At 71.1% G+C, this 16778-nt stretch carries 13 protein-coding genes; 8 read left to right on the top strand and 5 right to left on the bottom strand.

Annotation, left to right across the window (positions count from 1 at the left end; translation table 11 throughout):
* Positions 1 to 582 precede the first annotated feature (582 nt).
* On the top strand, positions 583 to 1413 hold the full coding sequence (locus ACZ42X_RS11200) for an HAD-IB family hydrolase (protein WP_468287010.1): 831 nt from the start codon (positions 583 to 585) through the stop codon (positions 1411 to 1413).
* Between the two features lie 347 nt (positions 1414 to 1760).
* On the opposite strand, the gene ACZ42X_RS11195 is transcribed toward ACZ42X_RS11200, so the two are convergent.
* The gene (locus tag ACZ42X_RS11195; protein ID WP_468287007.1) at positions 1761 to 2606 is read right to left on the bottom strand and encodes a Fic family protein; all 846 of its coding nucleotides are present in this window, start codon (positions 2604 to 2606) and stop codon (positions 1761 to 1763) included.
* 106 nt (positions 2607 to 2712) lie between these two features.
* Here ACZ42X_RS11195 and ACZ42X_RS11190 point away from each other — a divergent pair, with 106 nt between their 5' ends.
* Positions 2713 to 3705, top strand: a complete 993-nt coding sequence (locus tag ACZ42X_RS11190; protein WP_468287004.1) for an ATP-binding protein — start codon at positions 2713 to 2715, stop codon at positions 3703 to 3705.
* Here ACZ42X_RS11190 and ACZ42X_RS11185 read toward each other — a convergent pair.
* Positions 3693 to 4970, bottom strand: coding sequence for a polysaccharide deacetylase family protein (locus ACZ42X_RS11185; protein ID WP_468287001.1), 1278 nt, complete (start codon positions 4968 to 4970; stop codon positions 3693 to 3695). The two genes, ACZ42X_RS11190 and ACZ42X_RS11185, sit on opposite strands and share 13 nt — an antisense overlap.
* Before the next feature lie 336 nt (positions 4971 to 5306).
* Between ACZ42X_RS11185 and ACZ42X_RS11180 the strand changes: the two genes are divergently transcribed.
* The 6 genes from ACZ42X_RS11180 to ACZ42X_RS11155 all read left to right on the top strand — a co-directional run bounded on the left by ACZ42X_RS11180 (position 5307) and on the right by ACZ42X_RS11155 (position 13365).
* Positions 5307 to 7724, top strand: a complete 2418-nt coding sequence (locus ACZ42X_RS11180) for a bifunctional SulP family inorganic anion transporter/carbonic anhydrase (protein ID WP_468286998.1) — start codon at positions 5307 to 5309, stop codon at positions 7722 to 7724.
* Positions 7725 to 7994: 270 nt separating this feature from the next.
* Positions 7995 to 9950 (top strand): acetate--CoA ligase, encoded by a 1956-nt coding sequence (acs, locus tag ACZ42X_RS11175; RefSeq protein WP_468286995.1) that lies wholly within the window; start codon positions 7995 to 7997, stop codon positions 9948 to 9950.
* A gap of 175 nt (positions 9951 to 10125) precedes the next feature.
* Positions 10126 to 11571: a Na+/H+ antiporter NhaA gene (gene nhaA, locus ACZ42X_RS11170; protein ID WP_468286993.1), complete on the top strand. Its 1446-nt coding sequence runs from the start codon at positions 10126 to 10128 to the stop codon at positions 11569 to 11571.
* A 39-nt stretch (positions 11572 to 11610) separates the two neighbouring features.
* Positions 11611 to 12102, top strand: coding sequence for a phage holin family protein (locus ACZ42X_RS11165; RefSeq protein WP_468286990.1), 492 nt, complete (start codon positions 11611 to 11613; stop codon positions 12100 to 12102).
* A complete protein-coding gene (locus tag ACZ42X_RS11160) occupies positions 12099 to 13055 on the top strand; it encodes an alpha/beta fold hydrolase (protein ID WP_468286988.1) in 957 nt (318 codons plus the stop codon). The genes ACZ42X_RS11165 and ACZ42X_RS11160 overlap by 4 nt, the downstream gene beginning before the upstream one ends.
* Positions 13056 to 13176: 121 nt before the next feature.
* Complete coding sequence (locus ACZ42X_RS11155; protein ID WP_468286985.1) at positions 13177 to 13365, top strand: hypothetical protein; 189 nt, start codon at positions 13177 to 13179, stop codon at positions 13363 to 13365.
* A 104-nt stretch (positions 13366 to 13469) separates the two neighbouring features.
* Here ACZ42X_RS11155 and ACZ42X_RS11150 read toward each other — a convergent pair whose 3' ends face one another.
* The 3 genes from ACZ42X_RS11150 to nth all read right to left on the bottom strand — a co-directional run bounded on the left by ACZ42X_RS11150 (position 13470) and on the right by nth (position 16655).
* Positions 13470 to 14669: a MarP family serine protease gene (locus ACZ42X_RS11150; RefSeq protein WP_468286983.1), complete on the bottom strand. Its 1200-nt coding sequence runs from the start codon at positions 14667 to 14669 to the stop codon at positions 13470 to 13472.
* Between the two features lie 66 nt (positions 14670 to 14735).
* Complete coding sequence (locus ACZ42X_RS11145) at positions 14736 to 15479, bottom strand: NUDIX hydrolase (protein ID WP_468286981.1); 744 nt, start codon at positions 15477 to 15479, stop codon at positions 14736 to 14738.
* Between the two features lie 153 nt (positions 15480 to 15632).
* Entirely contained in the window at positions 15633 to 16655 is a 1023-nt protein-coding gene (nth, locus tag ACZ42X_RS11140; protein WP_468286979.1) for an endonuclease III, read from the bottom strand.
* Positions 16656 to 16778: the final 123 nt, after the last annotated feature.

The following is a 16778-nucleotide window of genomic DNA, read 5'->3' as shown; positions in this document are numbered from 1 at the left end:
CTTCGCCCGCCGCTTCGCCCGTACTTCGTCCGCGCTTGCGCAGGCGTCGTCGGTGCGTTCATTCGCGCGGTGTTCGCGGCGCGTTCGCGGACTCTCCGCACGGTCTCCGCGTCACCTTCGACGGTGTTCGTACGCGAGGCGAGATCCGCGAATCCCGCCGACCGCGGACTTCGCGGCTGGAATCACCGTGCACGGCTTCCGGAAAAGAAGTGGATCTTGCTCGGAAACTGTGGACAACTCGCCACTTGTGAATATCCCGTTCGCCCATACCAGCGACTTCCGGAGCGCAGCACTTCCGCTACGCTGAGTGAGGAACGCATCGCGTCAGGGACGGGCGCGACCGAGACGCGGAGGAGGGCGGCATGAGCGCAGCCAAAGGGGCCCGACGCGCGAAAACGCGTCCGGACATGCGACGACCCCCGCCGGGGGGGAGAGCGGGGGTCGTCTTCTCCGGCCGACTCGGGGGGGGAGGAGTCGGACCGGGTTAGCACGGTCGCGAACGATCCGTGACTTCCATGGTGTACCCGAGAGCCCTCTCAGGCAAACCCACGCGCCCCAGCGTACGCCGAATGGCGGGCACCTATGCTCAGGCTCGTGGAAAACCACTCCTTGCCGCGCACCGCAGCCTTCTTTGACCTGGACAAGACGGTCATTGCGAAGTCATCGACTCTGACCTTCAGCAAGTCCTTCTACCAAGGCGGCCTGATCAACCGCCGCGCCGTCCTGCGGACTGCCTACATCCAGTTCGTCTTCCTCGCCGGGGGCGCCGATCACGATCAGATGGAGCGGATGCGGGAGTACCTCTCCGCACTCTGCAAAGGCTGGAACGTCCAGCAGGTCAAAGAACTGGTCGCCGAGACCCTGCACGACCTGATCGACCCGATCATCTACGACGAGGCCGCCTCCCTCATCGAGGAACACCACGCCGCCGGCCGGGACGTGGTGATCGTCTCCACGTCCGGTGCCGAGGTCGTCGAGCCGATCGGGGAGCTCCTCGGGGCGGACCGGGTCGTGGCGACCCGCATGGTCGTCGGCGAGGACGGCTGCTTCACCGGAGAGGTCGAGTACTACGCCTACGGCCCGACGAAGGCGGAGGCGATCCGGGAGCTGGCCGAGTCGGAGGGGTACGACTTGTCGCGCTGCTACGCGTACAGCGACTCCGCCACCGACGTACCGATGCTGGAGACCGTGGGGCACCCGTACGCGGTCAACCCGGACCGTGCGCTGCGCCGCGAGGCGGCAGCCCGAGGATGGCCGGTTCTCGTCTTCACCCGCCCGGTGCGGCTCAAGCAGCGACTGCCCGCGCTGCGGATGCCGCCCCGCCCGGCGCTGGTCGCGGCGGCCGCGGTGGGCGCGGCGGCGGCCACGGCCGGGCTCGTCTGGTACGCGAGCCGGCGGCGGCAGCCGGCGTAGCCCGCGGTCACACGCCCCAGGGGCGCCCGCTTCGCCCCTGCTTGATAAGAAAAACCAATAAGCGGAGCCAGGGCTTTCACTTCCTCCCCGACGGGAGTACAAAGGAGGTAACGGCCCGCGAGACCAGAGGCTCCGAAAGGATCACCTGTTAAGCAAGAAGGCCCCACGGACCGAAGCACAGAAGCCGAGCACCCACGCGACGTCGACCCGTCGATTACGGGCCAGCCGCACCAGGCGTCGGGCAAAGTACCCCGCCTGATGGGCATATATCGAGGACGCATGGTAACCCGGCGGACGTGCCAGCGGCGGTACCGATATCGGTACCGCCGCAACCCTTCTCCCCGCTTCTAGGCGGCGCCGCGCTGGAGCGCCTCGCAGACCGCCGTCGACTCGCGCACGCCGAGCTCCACCGCGCGTCCGCAGTGCGCGATCCACGCCGCCATGCCGTCCTGCGTCCCGGACAGATAGCCGTCGAAGGCCGCCACGTACGCCTCCCGCCCCAGCTCGGCGTGGCCCACCTCCGCCGGGCAGATCGCCTTCGGGTCCAGCCCGCTGCCGATCAGCACGATGCGCTCGGCCGCCCGCGCCACCAGGCCGCTGTACGTGGTGAAGGGCCGCAGCGCCAGCAGCTCGCCGTGCACGACCGCGGCCGTCACCAGCGCCGGAGCCGAGCTGCCCGCGATGAGCAAATCCGCCAGCCCCTCCAGTCGGCCGACGGCCTCGGCGGCGTCCGGCAACGGCGCCCGGATCAGCGGCTCGTCGACGGCTTCGCCCTCCTGCCGGGGCCTGCCGACCTCGGCCGCGGACCCGCCGGAGGCGCCCGCGTCACCCGGGTCGCCGGCCGCCACCAGGTGCAGCCGCGCCAGCACACGCAGCGGCGACTGCCGCCAGATGGACAGCAGCTGGCCCGCCTCGGCGCCCAGGCGCAGCGCCGCTCCGACCGTCCGGGCCTCCGCGTCACCGCTGAAGTCCGTGCGCCGGCGTACCTCCTCCAGCGCCCAGTCGGCGCCCGCCAGCGCCGCCGACGCGCGTGCGCCGCGCAGCGCGGCCTCGGAGGTGATCTCACTGCTCCGGCGGCGCATCACCCGATGGCCGTAGACGCGGTCGACGGCCTTGCGTACGGACTCCACGGCATCGGGCACGCCCGGAAGGGCGCCCAGGGCGGCCAGGGGGTCAGCGGCACTCGTACTCATAAGTAGGGAGGCTACGCGCCCGGCGCCTGGCGCCCCACCGCCGAGTGGCGAGCCTCATACGCGGCACAACATGACGCAATCGTGCCGCTACACACCGCTACTCTATATGAATATGAAGATCGCTTTCGTTGGGAAGGGCGGCAGCGGCAAGACCACGCTGTCCTCGCTCTTCATCCGCCACCTCGCCGCCACCGGTTCACCCGTCATCGCCGTCGACGCCGACATCAACCAGCACCTGGGCACCGCTCTCGGCCTGGACGAGTCCGAGGCCGCCGCGCTGCCCGCGTTGGGTGCGCACCTGCCCCTGATCAAGGAGTACCTGCGGGGTTCGAATCCCCGGATCGCGTCCGCCGAGACGATGATCAAGACGACCCCGCCGGGCGAAGGCTCCCGCCTGCTGCGGGTCCGCGAGGACAACCCCGTCTACGACGCCTGCGCCCGCCCCGTACGGCTGGACGACGGGGAGATCAGGCTGATGGCGACGGGCCCCTTCACCGAGACGGACCTCGGGGTCGCCTGCTACCACTCGAAGGTCGGGGCGGTGGAGCTGTGCCTCAACCACCTGGTCGACGGACCCGACGAGTACGTGGTCGTCGACATGACGGCCGGCTCGGACTCCTTCGCGTCCGGCATGTTCACCCGCTTCGACATGACGTTCCTGGTGGCCGAGCCGACCCGCAAGGGTGTGTCCGTCTACCGTCAGTACAAGGAGTACGCCCGCGACTTCGGCGTCGCCCTGCGGGTCGTCGGCAACAAGGTGCAGGGCCTGGACGACGTGGACTTCCTGCGCGAGGAGGTCGGCGACGACCTGCTGGTGACGGTCGGCCACTCCGACTGGGTGCGCGCGATGGAGAAGGGCCGTCCGGCCCGGTTCGATCTGCTGGAGTCCGACAACCAGGCGGCGCTGCGGACGCTCCACCGGGCGGTGGCGGACGCGTACGGGCAGCGCGACTGGGAGCGCTACACGCGCCAGATGGTGCACTTCCACCTCAAGAACGCCGAGAGCTGGGGCAACGCGAAGACGGGCGCCGACCTGGCGGCCCAGGTCGACCCCGCCTTCGTCCTGCGTGAGGGGATCGGTGCCGTTCAGCCCGCCTGACGGGCCTTGACGGGTGAGGCCGCCGGGGCGGCCGGGCGGGCGGCGAGGAACTCCGCCCAGCCGCCCTTCGGTGCCTCCCCGACCTTCAGGGTGCGCAGCTTCGCCAGTACGGCGGGGTCCTGGGCGTCCAGCCAGTCGGCGAGCTGCCGGAAGGAGACGCAGCGCACCTCCTGCCGGCCGCAGACCTGCGCGATCGTCTCCTCGACGGCGCGCATGTAGGTGCCGCCGTTCCACGACTCGAAGTGGTTGCCGATGATCAGCGGGGCACGGTTGCCGTGGTACGCGCGGTCGAAGGCCTGGAGCATGCCGTCGCGGAACTGGTCGCCCCAGTAGGCGTGCATCGAGGGGGCGCCCTTGGCGGTGCCGGACTGGTTGACCATGAAGTTGTAGTCCATCGACAGCGTCTCGAACTGCCGCCCCGGGACGGGGATCATCTGCAGGCCCAGGTCCCAGAGCCCGCGCTCCTTCTCCGGCCAGATCTGGTTGTTGATGCCGCTGGTGTCGTAGCGCCAGCCCAGCTCGCTCGCGGCGCGTACGAAGTTCTCCCGGCCCTCCAGGCAGGGTGTGCGGGCGCCGATGAGTTCCTTGTCGTAGTCGAACGGCAGCGGCTGCTCGGCCGTCAGGCCGGCGTTGGTCTTCCAGTTCTTGACGAAGGCCTTGGCCTGCGTGATCTCGCTCTTCCAGTCATCGACCGACCAGGTGCCCACCCCCGACTCCGGACCGCAGAAGTGGCCGTTGAAGTGGGTGCCGATCTCGTTGCCCTCCTGCCAGGCGCCGCGCAGCTGGCGCACGGTGTCGCGGATGCCCTCGCGGTCGTTGAAGCCGATGTCGGACCGGCCGGGCGCGTGTCCGGGCGGGTGGTAGAGCGCCGCCTTCTCCTCCGGCAGCAGGTAGACGCCGCTGAGGAAGTACGTCATCGTCGCGCCGTACTTCTTGCCCACCTTGCGGAAGTGCGAGAACAGCTTCTGGCTGTCCTCGCCGGCGCCGTCCCAGGAGAAGACGACGAACTGCGGCGGCCGTTGACCGGGCTTCAGGCGCTCCGCCTTGCGCAGGCCGGGCTGGACGCCGGTGAAGGCGGTGGAGCCGTCACCGATGAGCCGGACCGCGTTCTTGGGGGCCGCCGCCTTCTTCGGGCCGGGGGCGCCCTCGGTGCGGGCGGCCTGACCGGAGCCGCCGCATCCGGTCAGCCCGGCGACGAGCGCCGCCGTGGTCGCGGCAGCGGCCGCGGCCGTACCGACAGTGAACCTCTTCGTGACGGCCATCATCCGCCCGCCCTTCTGTGCTTACGGGTGCTTGCGAGTGCTCCCAGGGGCCCAGGGGTCTGCTGAGAGCGCCGTCAACCTCGCATCGCGGGCGTGAGTGTGAATGTATGACAAGCCGTACTAGAACGATTAATCACTGAATCGGGTGAATCACTGCACTATTTGCCCCGAAAGTCATGCCTGAATCTTTACTCTGCATTACGATCAATTTACTGAGAGTTGGCAAACCCGCTACTTAGCGCCGTAGCCCACGGCCGCCGTGACACACGGCCGCGACCCCCACACGTTCGTTCGATTCGCACGTACCGCGACCGCGCCGCCCCGGAGGACATGGGAACCATGACCGCCTGCATCCCCCCGCGCCTGTCCCGTTCTGGCCGTACGTCCAGCGCGGACGGTGACGCACCACCCCCATCCCAGCGACCCCACAGCCCGCCCGGCGACGGCCGGTTCCGCGCGCCGCGCCAGGCCCGCCTCCGCGGCCGGTTCCACATCGCGGGCACCGACCTGTCCGCGTCCATCGTCGTCTTCCTCATCGCGCTGCCGCTCTCCCTCGGCATCGCGCTCGCCACCGGCGCGCCGCTCCAGGCCGGCCTGGTCGCGGCCGCGGTCGGCGGCATCGTCGTCGGCCGGCTCGGCGGTTCGCCGCTCCAGGTCAGCGGGCCCGCCGCCGGACTGACGCTCGTCACCGCCGAGTTGATCCAGAAATACGGCTGGCGCACCACCTGCGCCATCACCGTCCTCGCGGGAATCGCTCAACTCGGCCTTGCCACGCTACGGGTGGCGCGTTCCGCGCTCGCCGTCTCCCCCGCGATCGTGCACGGCATGGTGGCGGGCATCGGGACGACGATCGCCCTCGCCCAGCTCCATGTCGTCCTCGGAGGTACGCCGCAGAGCTCCGCCGTGGACAACGCCCTCGGGCTTCCGGCCCAGTTGCTGGACCCCCACCTCGCGGGGCTGTCCGTGAGCGTGCTCACCATCGCCCTCCTGCTGCTGTGGCCACGGATTCCGGGGACCGCCGGCCGGCTCCTGCGGAAGGTGCCCGCCGCGCTGGCCGCCGTGGCGGCGGCGACGCTGCTGGCCGTCGCCTCCGGGATGCGCGTGCCGCGCGTGGACCTGCCCTCCTGGAGCAGTCACGCGCTGCCCGGGTTGCCCGAGGGGCCGGCGCTCGGCATCGCCGCCGGCGTCCTGACCATCGCGCTCGTCACCAGCGTCCAGTCCCTGCTGTCCGCCGTGGCCGTCGACAAGCTGGTGGCCGCCCGCAAGGAGCCCAAGGTCCATGTGCCGCGCTCGAACCTCGACCGCGAGCTGGCCGGGCAGGGAGCGGCGAACATCGTCTCCGGGGCGCTGGGCGGTCTGCCGGTCGCCGGTGTCGCGGTGCGCAGCGTCGCCAACGTGTCGGCGGGCGCCATCAGCCGCAACTCCACGATGCTGCACGGCCTGTGGGTGGTGCTGGCCGCCCTCTTCCTCGTCCCCGTCCTGGACCTGATTCCGCTGCCGGCGCTCGCCGCGCTCGTGATGATCGTCGGCATCCAGATGGTCAGCATCACCCACATCCGCAGCGTCACCCGCCACCGCGAGGTCATCGTGTACGCGGTGACGGTGGCCGGTGTCGTGCTGATCGGCATCCTGGAGGGCGTGGCGCTCGGCATCGTGACGGCCACGGGCCTCGCGCTGCACCGGCTGTCCAAGACCCGCATCACCGTCGAAAGCAGGGACGACGCCGAGCACGTGCGGGTGCGCGGGCAGTTGACGTTCCTCGCCGTGCCCCGGCTGAGCCGGGCGCTGCACCAGATCCCGCAGGGCGCGTACGTCATCGTCGAGCTGGACGGGTCCTTCATGGACCACGCCGCCTACGAAACGCTGCAGGACTGGCAGATGACGCACCTGGCGCGGGGCGGGCAGGTCGAGGTGGCCGGGCGTTCCGGGGTGCGGATCGGAGAGCTCGGCTCGAGTGCGGACGCCTGCTGCCGGCCCTGGACCGCGTGGCGCAACCACCACTGCGGCGAGCACCCGGACGCCGACCGGCCGGAGCCGGCGGGCGCCATGGCGGACGCGTCGGGTCCGACCGGCCGCCAACTGGCCAGTGGGCTCAGCTCCTTCCAGCGCAACACGGCCCCGCTGGTGCGGGACGAGCTGGCGCGGCTCGCGCGCGAGGGGCAGCGGCCGTCGCAGCTCTTCCTCACCTGCGCCGACTCCCGCCTGGTAACCAGCATGATCACGGCGAGCGGGCCGGGTGATCTGTTCACCGTGCGGAACGTGGGCAATCTGGTGCCGCTGCCGGGGGAGGAGTCCGGGGACGACTCGGTGGCGGCCGCGATCGAGTACGCGGTCGACGTGCTGCAGGTGCAGTCCATCACCGTGTGCGGCCACTCCGGCTGCGGCGCGATGCAGACGCTGCTGAACGCCCCGCCCGGGACGCCGCAGGCGGCGCAGACCCCGCTGCGGCGCTGGCTGCGGCACGCGCAGCCGAGCGTGGACCGCATGAAGAGCAAGCACCGCACCTGGACGCGGCTCTCCGGCCGCCTGCCGGCGGACGTGGTCGAGCAGCTGTGCCTGACCAACGTGGTCCAGCAGCTGGAGCACCTGAAGGCCCACGAGTCGGTGGCACGCCGGCTGGCCGAGGGCACGCTGGAGCTCCACGGCATGTACTTCCACGTCGGCGAGGCGCAGGCGTATCTGCTGTCGGGCTCGGACGGGTTCGACGAGGTCTTCGACCCCGTGACCGCCACGCTCCGGGAGGAAGCTCCGGCATGACCGGTCCCGTCCCGGTGGCGCTCGCCATGGCCAGGGGCCGGGGCCGGGACCCCGGCCCCGGCCCCGCTGGGTGAACCTCCGGCGGTCGGCGGCCGTGCACGTCGGTGTGGTTCCTCCTCCCCACCGCCCGGGGAAGGGGAACCACACCGACGCCCCGCCTCAGACACCGACAGGTCTAAACCAATGCTCGGGAAACCCTTGTCATCCCGGGCACCGGGCTGATGAGGTATGGGCTGGGACACATCGGACGCCCTGGGAATGGGAGATGTCGTGAGCAACGAGAGCTTGGCCAACCTTTTGAAGGAGGAGCGGCGCTTCGCTCCGCCCGCCGAGCTGGCCGCGCACGCCAATGTGACGGCGGACGCGTACGAGCAGGCCAAGGCGGACAGGCTCGGGTTCTGGGCCGAGCAGGCGCGGCGGCTGAGCTGGGCCACCGAGCCGACGGAGACCCTCGACTGGTCCAACCCGCCCTTCGCGAAGTGGTTCGCCGACGGCAAGCTCAACGTCGCGTACAACTGTGTGGACCGCCATGTCGAGGCGGGTCACGGCGACCGCGTCGCCCTCCACTTCGAAGGTGAGCCGGGCGACAGCCGGGCCCTGACCTACGCCCAGCTCAAGGACGAGGTGTCCAAGGCGGCCAACGCGCTGACCGAGCTCGGCGTCCGCAAGGGCGACCGGGTCGCGGTGTACATGCCCATGATCCCCGAGGCCGCCATCGCCATGCTGGCCTGCGCCCGCATCGGCGCCGCGCACTCCGTCGTCTTCGGCGGCTTCTCGGCCGACGCCGTCGCGTCCCGCATCCAGGACGCCGACGCCAAGCTGGTCATCACCGCCGACGGCGGCTACCGGCGCGGCAAGCCGTCCGCGCTGAAGCCGGCCATCGACGAAGCCGTGACCAGGTGCCCGCAGGTGGAGCACGTGCTCGTGGTCCGCCGTACCGGTCAGGACACCGCCTTCACCGAGGGCCGCGACCTGTGGTGGCACGACGTCGTGGGCCGCCAGTCCACCGAGCACACGCCCGAGGCGTTCGACGCCGAGCAGCCGCTCTTCATCCTCTACACCTCCGGCACGACCGGGAAGCCCAAGGGCATCCTGCACACCTCCGGCGGCTATCTCACCCAGGCGGCCTACACGCACCACGCCGTCTTCGACCTCAAGCCGGAGACCGACGTCTACTGGTGCACCGCCGACATCGGCTGGGTGACGGGCCACTCGTACATCGTCTACGGGCCGCTGGCCAACGGCGCGACGCAGGTCATGTACGAGGGCACGCCCGACACGCCGCACCAGGGCCGGTTCTGGGAAATCGTGCAGAAGTACGGGGTCACGATCCTCTACACGGCGCCGACCGCGATCCGTACGTTCATGAAGTGGGGCGACGACATCCCCGCCAAGTTCGACCTGTCCAGCCTCCGCGTGCTCGGGTCGGTCGGCGAGCCGATCAACCCCGAGGCCTGGATCTGGTACCGGGAGAACATCGGCGCCGGCAGGACGCCGATCGTGGACACCTGGTGGCAGACCGAGACCGGCGCGATGATGATCTCCCCGCTGCCGGGCGTCACCGAGACCAAGCCCGGCTCGGCCCAGCGCCCGCTGCCCGGCATCTCCGCCACCGTCGTCGACGACGACGCGAACGAAGTGCCCAACGGCGGAGGCGGCTACCTCGTCCTGACCGAGCCGTGGCCGTCGATGCTCCGCACCATCTGGGGCGACGACCAGCGCTTCATCGACACCTACTGGTCGCGCTTCGAGGGCAGGTACTTCGCCGGCGACGGCGCCAAGAAGGACGACGACGGCGACATCTGGCTGCTCGGCCGGGTGGACGACGTCATGCTGGTCTCCGGCCACAACATCTCCACCACCGAGGTCGAGTCCGCGCTCGTCTCGCACCCGAAGGTCGCCGAGGCGGCGGTCGTCGGCGCGGCCGACGAGACGACCGGCCAGGCCATCGTCGCGTTCGTGATCCTGCGCGGCACCGCGAGCGAGGACGACACCCTCGTCGCCGACCTGCGCAACCACGTGGGCGCCACCCTCGGCCCGATCGCCAAGCCGAAGCGGATCCTCCCGGTCGCCGAGCTGCCCAAGACCCGCTCCGGCAAGATCATGCGCCGTCTGCTGCGCGACGTGGCGGAGAACCGGGAGCTGGGTGACGTCACCACCCTGACCGACTCGTCCGTCATGGAGCTGATCCAGTCCAAGCTGCCGGCCGCCTCCAGCGAGGACTGACCCGGCACACAGCGGGCAGCAGGAGGGCACTCGGCGCACAGTCCGCGCCGGGTGCCCTCTTCGCATGCACGCGTTAGGGTAAGGATCACGTCAACAAAGCGATAAAGGGTGCGCCGGGAAGTCTGGTCGGCAGGTGTTTCGTCCTGCCCGCCGCCGTACCGACCGGAGGTCCCCCGTGGCCGCGCCCAAGCCGTCCCACTCCCCCGCACCCCCGTCCGCCGCCCGGAAGTTCCTCGATCGGCTGCCCTTCCCCGAGCGGACGTTCGTCGCGGACGCGCTGCGCGCCGAGACCGTCGGCGGCGTCCTCCTCCTGCTCGCCGCCATCGCCGCCCTGGTCTGGGCGAACACCCCGATCAGCGCGAGCTACGAGACGGTCCGCGACTTCCACATAGGCCCGGCCGCACTCGGCCTGGATCTCTCCCTCCAGCACTGGGCCGCCGACGGCCTGCTCGCGATCTTCTTCTTCGTCGCCGGTGTCGAGCTCAAGCGCGAGCTCGTCGCGGGCGAACTGCGCGACCCGAAGGCCGCCGCCCTGCCCGTGGCCGCCGCGCTCTGCGGCATGATCGCCCCCGCTCTCGTCTACGTCGTGACCAACGTCGCGGGCGGCGGCTCCCTGGCCGGATGGGCCGTGCCCACCGCCACCGACATCGCCTTCGCCCTCGCCGTCCTGGCCGTCATCGGCACCTCGCTGCCGTCCGCGCTGCGCGCCTTCCTCCTCACGCTCGCCGTCGTGGACGACCTCTTCGCGATCCTGATCATCGCGGTCTTCTTCACCAGCGACCTGAACTTCGCGGCGCTCGGCGGCGCGGTCGCCGGCCTCGCCGTCTTCTGGTTCCTGCTGCGCAAGGGCGTACGCGGCTGGTACGTGTACGTACCGCTGGCGCTCGTCATCTGGGGCCTGATGTACAACAGCGGCGTCCACGCCACCATCGCCGGCGTCGCCATGGGCCTGATGCTGCGCTGCCTGCGCCGCGAGGGCGAGGAGCACTCCCCCGGCGAGCACATCGAGCACCTGGTGCGCCCGGTGTCGGCCGGCCTGGCCGTGCCGCTGTTCGCACTGTTCTCGGCGGGGGTGTCCGTCTCCGGCGACGCGCTGGGCGACGTCTTCACCCAGCCCGTGACGCTCGGTGTGGTGCTCGGCCTGGTGGTCGGCAAGGCCGTCGGCATCTTCGGCGGTACGTGGCTGACCGCCCGCTTCACGAGGGCGTCGCTCAACGAGGACCTGGCCTGGGCGGACCTCTTCGCCGTCGCCACGCTCGCCGGCATCGGCTTCACCGTCTCGCTGCTCATCGGCGAGCTCGCCTTCGCCGGGGACGCGGCGCAGACCGACGAGGTCAAGGCGGCGGTCCTGATGGGCTCCCTCATCGCCGCCGTATGCGCCTCGGTCCTGCTGAAGCTGCGGGTGCGCAGGTACCGGGCGCTGCTCGAGGAGGAGGAGCGCGACGAGGACCTCAGCGGTGTGCCGGACGTGTACGAGATCGGCGACCCCGCGTACCACCTGAGAATGGCCGAACTGTACGAGAAGAAGGCCGCCGACCACCGGCGGCGGGCGGCCGAAGCGGCCGCCGCCGAGGCCGAAGTGGCGGGGGCAACGCGCAGGGACGGCGACGGTCCGGCATGATCTGAGGTCGGACCGTAGGAGAGAAGAGGGAGCGAGACGATGAGCGACCCCGCCGGCAACGGTGCATTCGGCGCGGCTGGCACGGACCGCAGCCTCGGCCAACTGGTCGCTTCGGCGACCACCGAGCTGTCCGCGCTCGTGCACGACGAGATCGCGCTGGCCAAGGCCGAACTGCGTCAGGACGTCAAGCGCGGTGCGATGGGCGGTGCCGCCCTCAGCGTCGCGGGCGTGTTCGCGCTCTTCTCGCTGCCGGTGCTGAGCTTCGCGGCCGCGTACGGCATCCACAACCTGGGACTGGGCCTCGCGTGGTCCTTCCTGATCGTGGGCGGCGCGTACCTGGTACTGGCGGCGCTGGCGGCGCTGCTGGCCGTGTCGAAGTTCAAGAAGGTCAAGCCGCCGGAGCGGTCCATCGCCTCCGCGAAGCGGTCGGCGGCGGTGCTGGGCAACGCCAAGCCGCACCCGCGCGGCGCGGGCACCCCCGCCCTTCCGGTCAAGGGTGAGGCCGAGGTTGTGGCACGCTCGTCCGCATGACGGTCCCTGAAAGCAGCGCGGGCGGCACGGGCAGCCCTGGCAGCAGTCCCGTACGGATTGATGGTCCCTGGACACACAGGGACGTGGCCGCCAATGGGGCGCGCTTCCACATCGCCGAGATGGGCGACGGGCCGCTGGTGCTGCTGCTGCACGGCTTCCCGCAGTTCTGGTGGACCTGGCGCCACCAGCTGCCGGCGCTCGCCGACGCCGGTTTCCGCGCCGTGGCGATGGACCTGCGGGGCGTGGGCGGCAGCGACCGTACGCCGCGCGGTTACGACCCCGCCAACCTGGCCCTCGACATCACCGGTGTGGTGCGTTCGCTGGGCGAGCCGGACGCCGCGCTGGTCGGCCACGACCTCGGCGGTTACCTGGCGTGGACGGCGGCGGTGATGCGGCCCAAGCTGGTGCGGCGCCTGGTGGTGTCCTCCATGCCGCATCCCCGCCGGTGGCGCTCGGCGATGCTCTCCGATTTCGCGCAGACCCGCGCCAACGCGTACGTATGGGGCTTCCAGCGGCCGTGGCTGCCCGAGCGTCAGCTCGTCGCGGACGACGCGGCGTTGGTCGGCCGGCTGATCCGGGACTGGTCGGGGCCGGGGGCGGACGAACCGGACGAGGACGTGATCGCCGCGTACCGGCGGGCGATGACCATCCCGTCGACGGCGCACTGCTCGATCGAGCCGTACCGGTGGATGGTGCGGTCGCTGGCCCGGCCGGACGGCATCCAGTTCAACCGGCGCATGAAGCGGCCGGTGCGGGTGCCGACGCTGCACCTGCACGGCGCGCTGGACCCGGTGATGCGGACGCGCAGCGCGGCCGGTTCGGGCGAGTACGTGGAAGCGCCGTACCGCTGGAGGCTCTTCGAGGGGCTGGGCCACTTCCCGCACGAGGAGGACCCGGTGGCCTTCTCGACGGAGCTCGTCAACTGGCTGAAGGACCCCGAGCCGGACCGGTAGGACGTTGCACCGGAAATACGAGGGAACGGTTGTCCTACGAACAGCCAAATGCCTCGCGCATAGGCCGATTGGCGGCGCCGCGGGCGGTTACCGACCTTGGGGCCCGGGCAGAGGTCCGGGTATGGGCTGGACGCACGACTACGCTGACGCAGCACGCAACCGCCGCTCGGTCTCGGCCTCGGCTTCCACGCCGAACCCGCAGAGGAGCGGCCCGCAGGGCCAGGGGCCCGATCCCCGCCTCGGGATCTCGCGCATCCTGCGCCGCCGGGCCCGCTGGGTCTCGGCCCGGCTGCGGCATCCCCGCGACTGAGCCGGACTGCCGGACTGCCGGGCTCGGCCGGGCGGTTGAGCACATGGTTCAGCCGGGCGGTTGAGCGCCGGGCTCAGGTGGACGGTTGAGCCCGGCAGCCCGTCTCAGAGCGCGCAGGCCTGGCTGTCGACCTGCTGGTTGGCGGTGCGGCCGCGCTCGATGTCCTCGCGGATCTCGTCGACCGTCAGGGCGTAGCCGGTGTTCACGTCGTCCAGGGACCTCGCGAAGATGACTCCGTAGACCTTGCCCTCCGGGGTGAGCAGCGGGCCGCCGGAGTTGCCCTGGCGGACGGTCGCGAAGAGCGAGTACACATCGCGGCGCACCTCGTCGCGGTGGTAGATGTCCGGGCCGTTGGCGTTGATCCGGCCGCGGACGCGCGCGGAGCGGACGTCGTACGCGCCGTTCTCCGGGAAGCCCGCGACGATCGCGCTGTCCCCGCTCCGCGCGTCCGTGTCCGTGAACTGCAGCGGCGTCGCCTGCAGGTCCGGTACGTCCAGTACGGCGATGTCGCGCTGCCAGTCGTACAGGACTACCCGCGCGTCGTACAGCCGCCCCTGACCGCCTATCTGGACGGTCGGTTCGTCCACCCCGCCCACCACGTGGGCGTTGGTCATCACACGGCGCTCGGCGAAGACGAAGCCGGTCCCTTCGAGGACCTTGCCGCACCCCTGGGCCGTACCGACGACCTTGACGATGGACTTCTGGGCGCGGGCGGCCACCGGGCTGCCCGCGAGCGCCGGGTCCGGCGGGCGGACCTCGGTGATGGGCTCGTTGGAGAACGGGCTGAAGACCTGCGGGAAGCCGTTCTGCGCCAGTACGGAGCGGAAGTCGTCGAACCAGGTGTCGGCCTGGTCGGGCAGCACCCGGTCGACCCCGAGCAGCACCTTGGAGCCGCGCACCTCCTTGCCGATGGTCGGCAGGGTGGTGGGGGCGAGGAGGGAGCCGAGCAGCCACGCCACGAGCAGCATCGCCACCACGTTGACGAGGGCGCCGCCGGTGGCGTCCAGGGCGCGGGCGGGCGACCAGGTGATGTGCCGGCGGAGCTTGTTGCCGAGGTGGGTGGTGAAGGCCTGGCCCACGGAGGCACAGACGATGACGATGACGACGGCGACGATCGCGGCGGTCGTCGAGACCTTGGCGTCGCCCGTCAGCGGCCCCCAGGCGAGCGGAAGCAGGTAGACCGCGACGAGACCGCCGCCGAGGAAGCCGATCACCGACAGGATTCCGACGACGAAACCCTGGCGGTAGCCAACGATCGCGAACCAGACGGCGGCGACCAGCAACAGGATGTCCAGCACGTTCACCGTCATTAGCCTCGCAGATTCGTCTCCGGCCACCCCGGCCGGCCTCGGAGCGGAGTCATCAGCCTGTCATGAGCGCCAGTCGAGCGGGACCTGCCTGGTCCGGTCCCAGGGGCGCTCCCAGCCGGCGAAGTGGAGGATGCGGTCGATGACGCCGGCGGTGAAGCCCCACACGAGGGCGGACGCGACCAGGAACGCCGGCCCGCGGTGGCCGCTGGGATGGACGGTCGTGGCGCGGTTGGCCGGGTCCGTGAGATCCGCCACGGGCACTGTGAAGACGCGGGCGGTCTCGGCCGGGTCGACGGCGCGGAACGGGCTCGGTGACCTCCACCAGCCGAGGACGGGCGTCACGACGAAGCCGCTCACCGGGATGTAGAGGCGCGGCAGCACGCCGAAGACCTGTACGCCGGCGGGGTCGAGGCCCGTCTCCTCCTCCGCCTCGCGCAGCGCGGCGCGCAGCGGACCGGTGGTGGCCGGGTCGCCGTCCTCGGGATCGAGGGCGCCGCCGGGGAACGACGGCTGGCCGGCGTGCGAGCGCAGGCTGCCGGCGCGCTCCATGAGGAGCAGCTCGGGGCCGCGCTCGCCCTCGCCGAAGAGGATCAGCACCGCGGCCTGGCGGCCCCCCTCCTCGGGCGGCAGGAAACGGCTCAGCTCCTCGGGCGCGATGGTGCGGGCCGCGCGGGCGAGGGGCCGGAGCCACGCGGGCAGGCCGTCGTCACTGACGGCCACCGCCGTACCGGCTCCGCCGGCCGTACCGGTACGGCCGGCGTGTCCTCCGCCCTCCTGCCGGGCGTCTTGCTCAGCGCGCGTCATAGGCACCCCCGGCTTTCCCAACGTGTTCCGCTCCCCGGTTCGTTCCATCACCCTCTGTGACGCGAGCTGTGACGCGGACTGTCACTCGGTCCGTTACCCGATCCGGCACTCGGCCCGCTACCCGATCCGTCACTCGGTCCGGCACCCGGTCCGTCACTCGTCGTCGCCCGTGGCGAGCGGGGCGGCGGGCCGTCCCGGGTAGTCCGGCGGCGGGGCCAGGCGCTGGCCCGGCAGGCCGCCCATCTCGTACTTCAGCAGCTTCTGCGCCTTCTCCGGGTCCGTCTCGCCCTCGCCGTACGACGGGCACAGCGGCGCGATGGGGCATGCTCCGCAGGCTGGCTTGCGGGAGTGGCAGATCCGGCGGCCGTGGAAGATCACGCGGTGGGACAGCATGGTCCACTCGGACTTCGGGAAGATCGCGCAGACCTCCTCCTCGACCTTCTCCGGGTCCTCCTGCTCCGTCCACTTCCAGCGGCGTACGAGGCGGCCGAAGTGGGTGTCCACAGTGACGCCCGGTACACCGAAAGCGTTACCCAAGACCACGTTGGCGGTCTTGCGGCCCACGCCGGGGAGGGTGACGAGGTCCTCCAGACGGCCGGGGACCTCGCCGCCGAAGGTGTCCCTGAGCGCCGTGGAGAGCCCGATCAGGGACTTCGCCTTGGCGCGGAAGAAGCCGGTGGGCCGGATCAGCTCCTCCAGTTCCTCGGGGACGGCGGCGGCCATGTCCTCGGGGGTCGGGTACTTCGCGAAGAGCGCCGGGGTCGTCTGGTTGACGCGGAGGTCGGTCGTCTGGGCCGACAGGACGGTCGCGACGAGCAGCTCGAAGGGGTTGCGGAAGTCGAGCTCCGGGTGGGCGTACGGATACACCTCGGCGAGCTCCCGGTTGATGCGGCGGGCCCGCCGCACCATCGCCAGCCGCGACTCGCTCTTGCCCGTGGTCGCGCCCGTGGTCTTGCCCGCGGTCTTACCGGCCGCCTTGCCCGTGGTCTTGTCGGTCGTCTTCCCGGCCGCCTTCCCTGCCGCCTTCCCTGCCGTCTTCCCTGCCGCGGCGCGAGACGGCTTGGGCGCGGGCTTGGACGCAGCGGTCGGCGCGGCGGACGAACGCGCTCGTGACGAACCGCCCGATTGAGCCGCCTTTGCCGATTTTTTCGGTGAAGGCGACGCGTGTTCGCCCACAGCGGAATTCTGTTCCCCGGACACTCTCCCGGCCCCCTTGGCCTGCGCTCTCACCGGCGAATTGGACACCCGGCCAGCCTAAGCGCCGACACCGACATCCGCCCCGGGCACGGGCGATCACGA

The sequence above is a fragment of the Streptomyces sp. NPDC030862 genome (assembly GCF_055571835.1).
The sequence above is the reverse complement of the archived record's forward strand: the minus strand, read 5'-3'. Positions and strand labels throughout refer to the sequence as shown.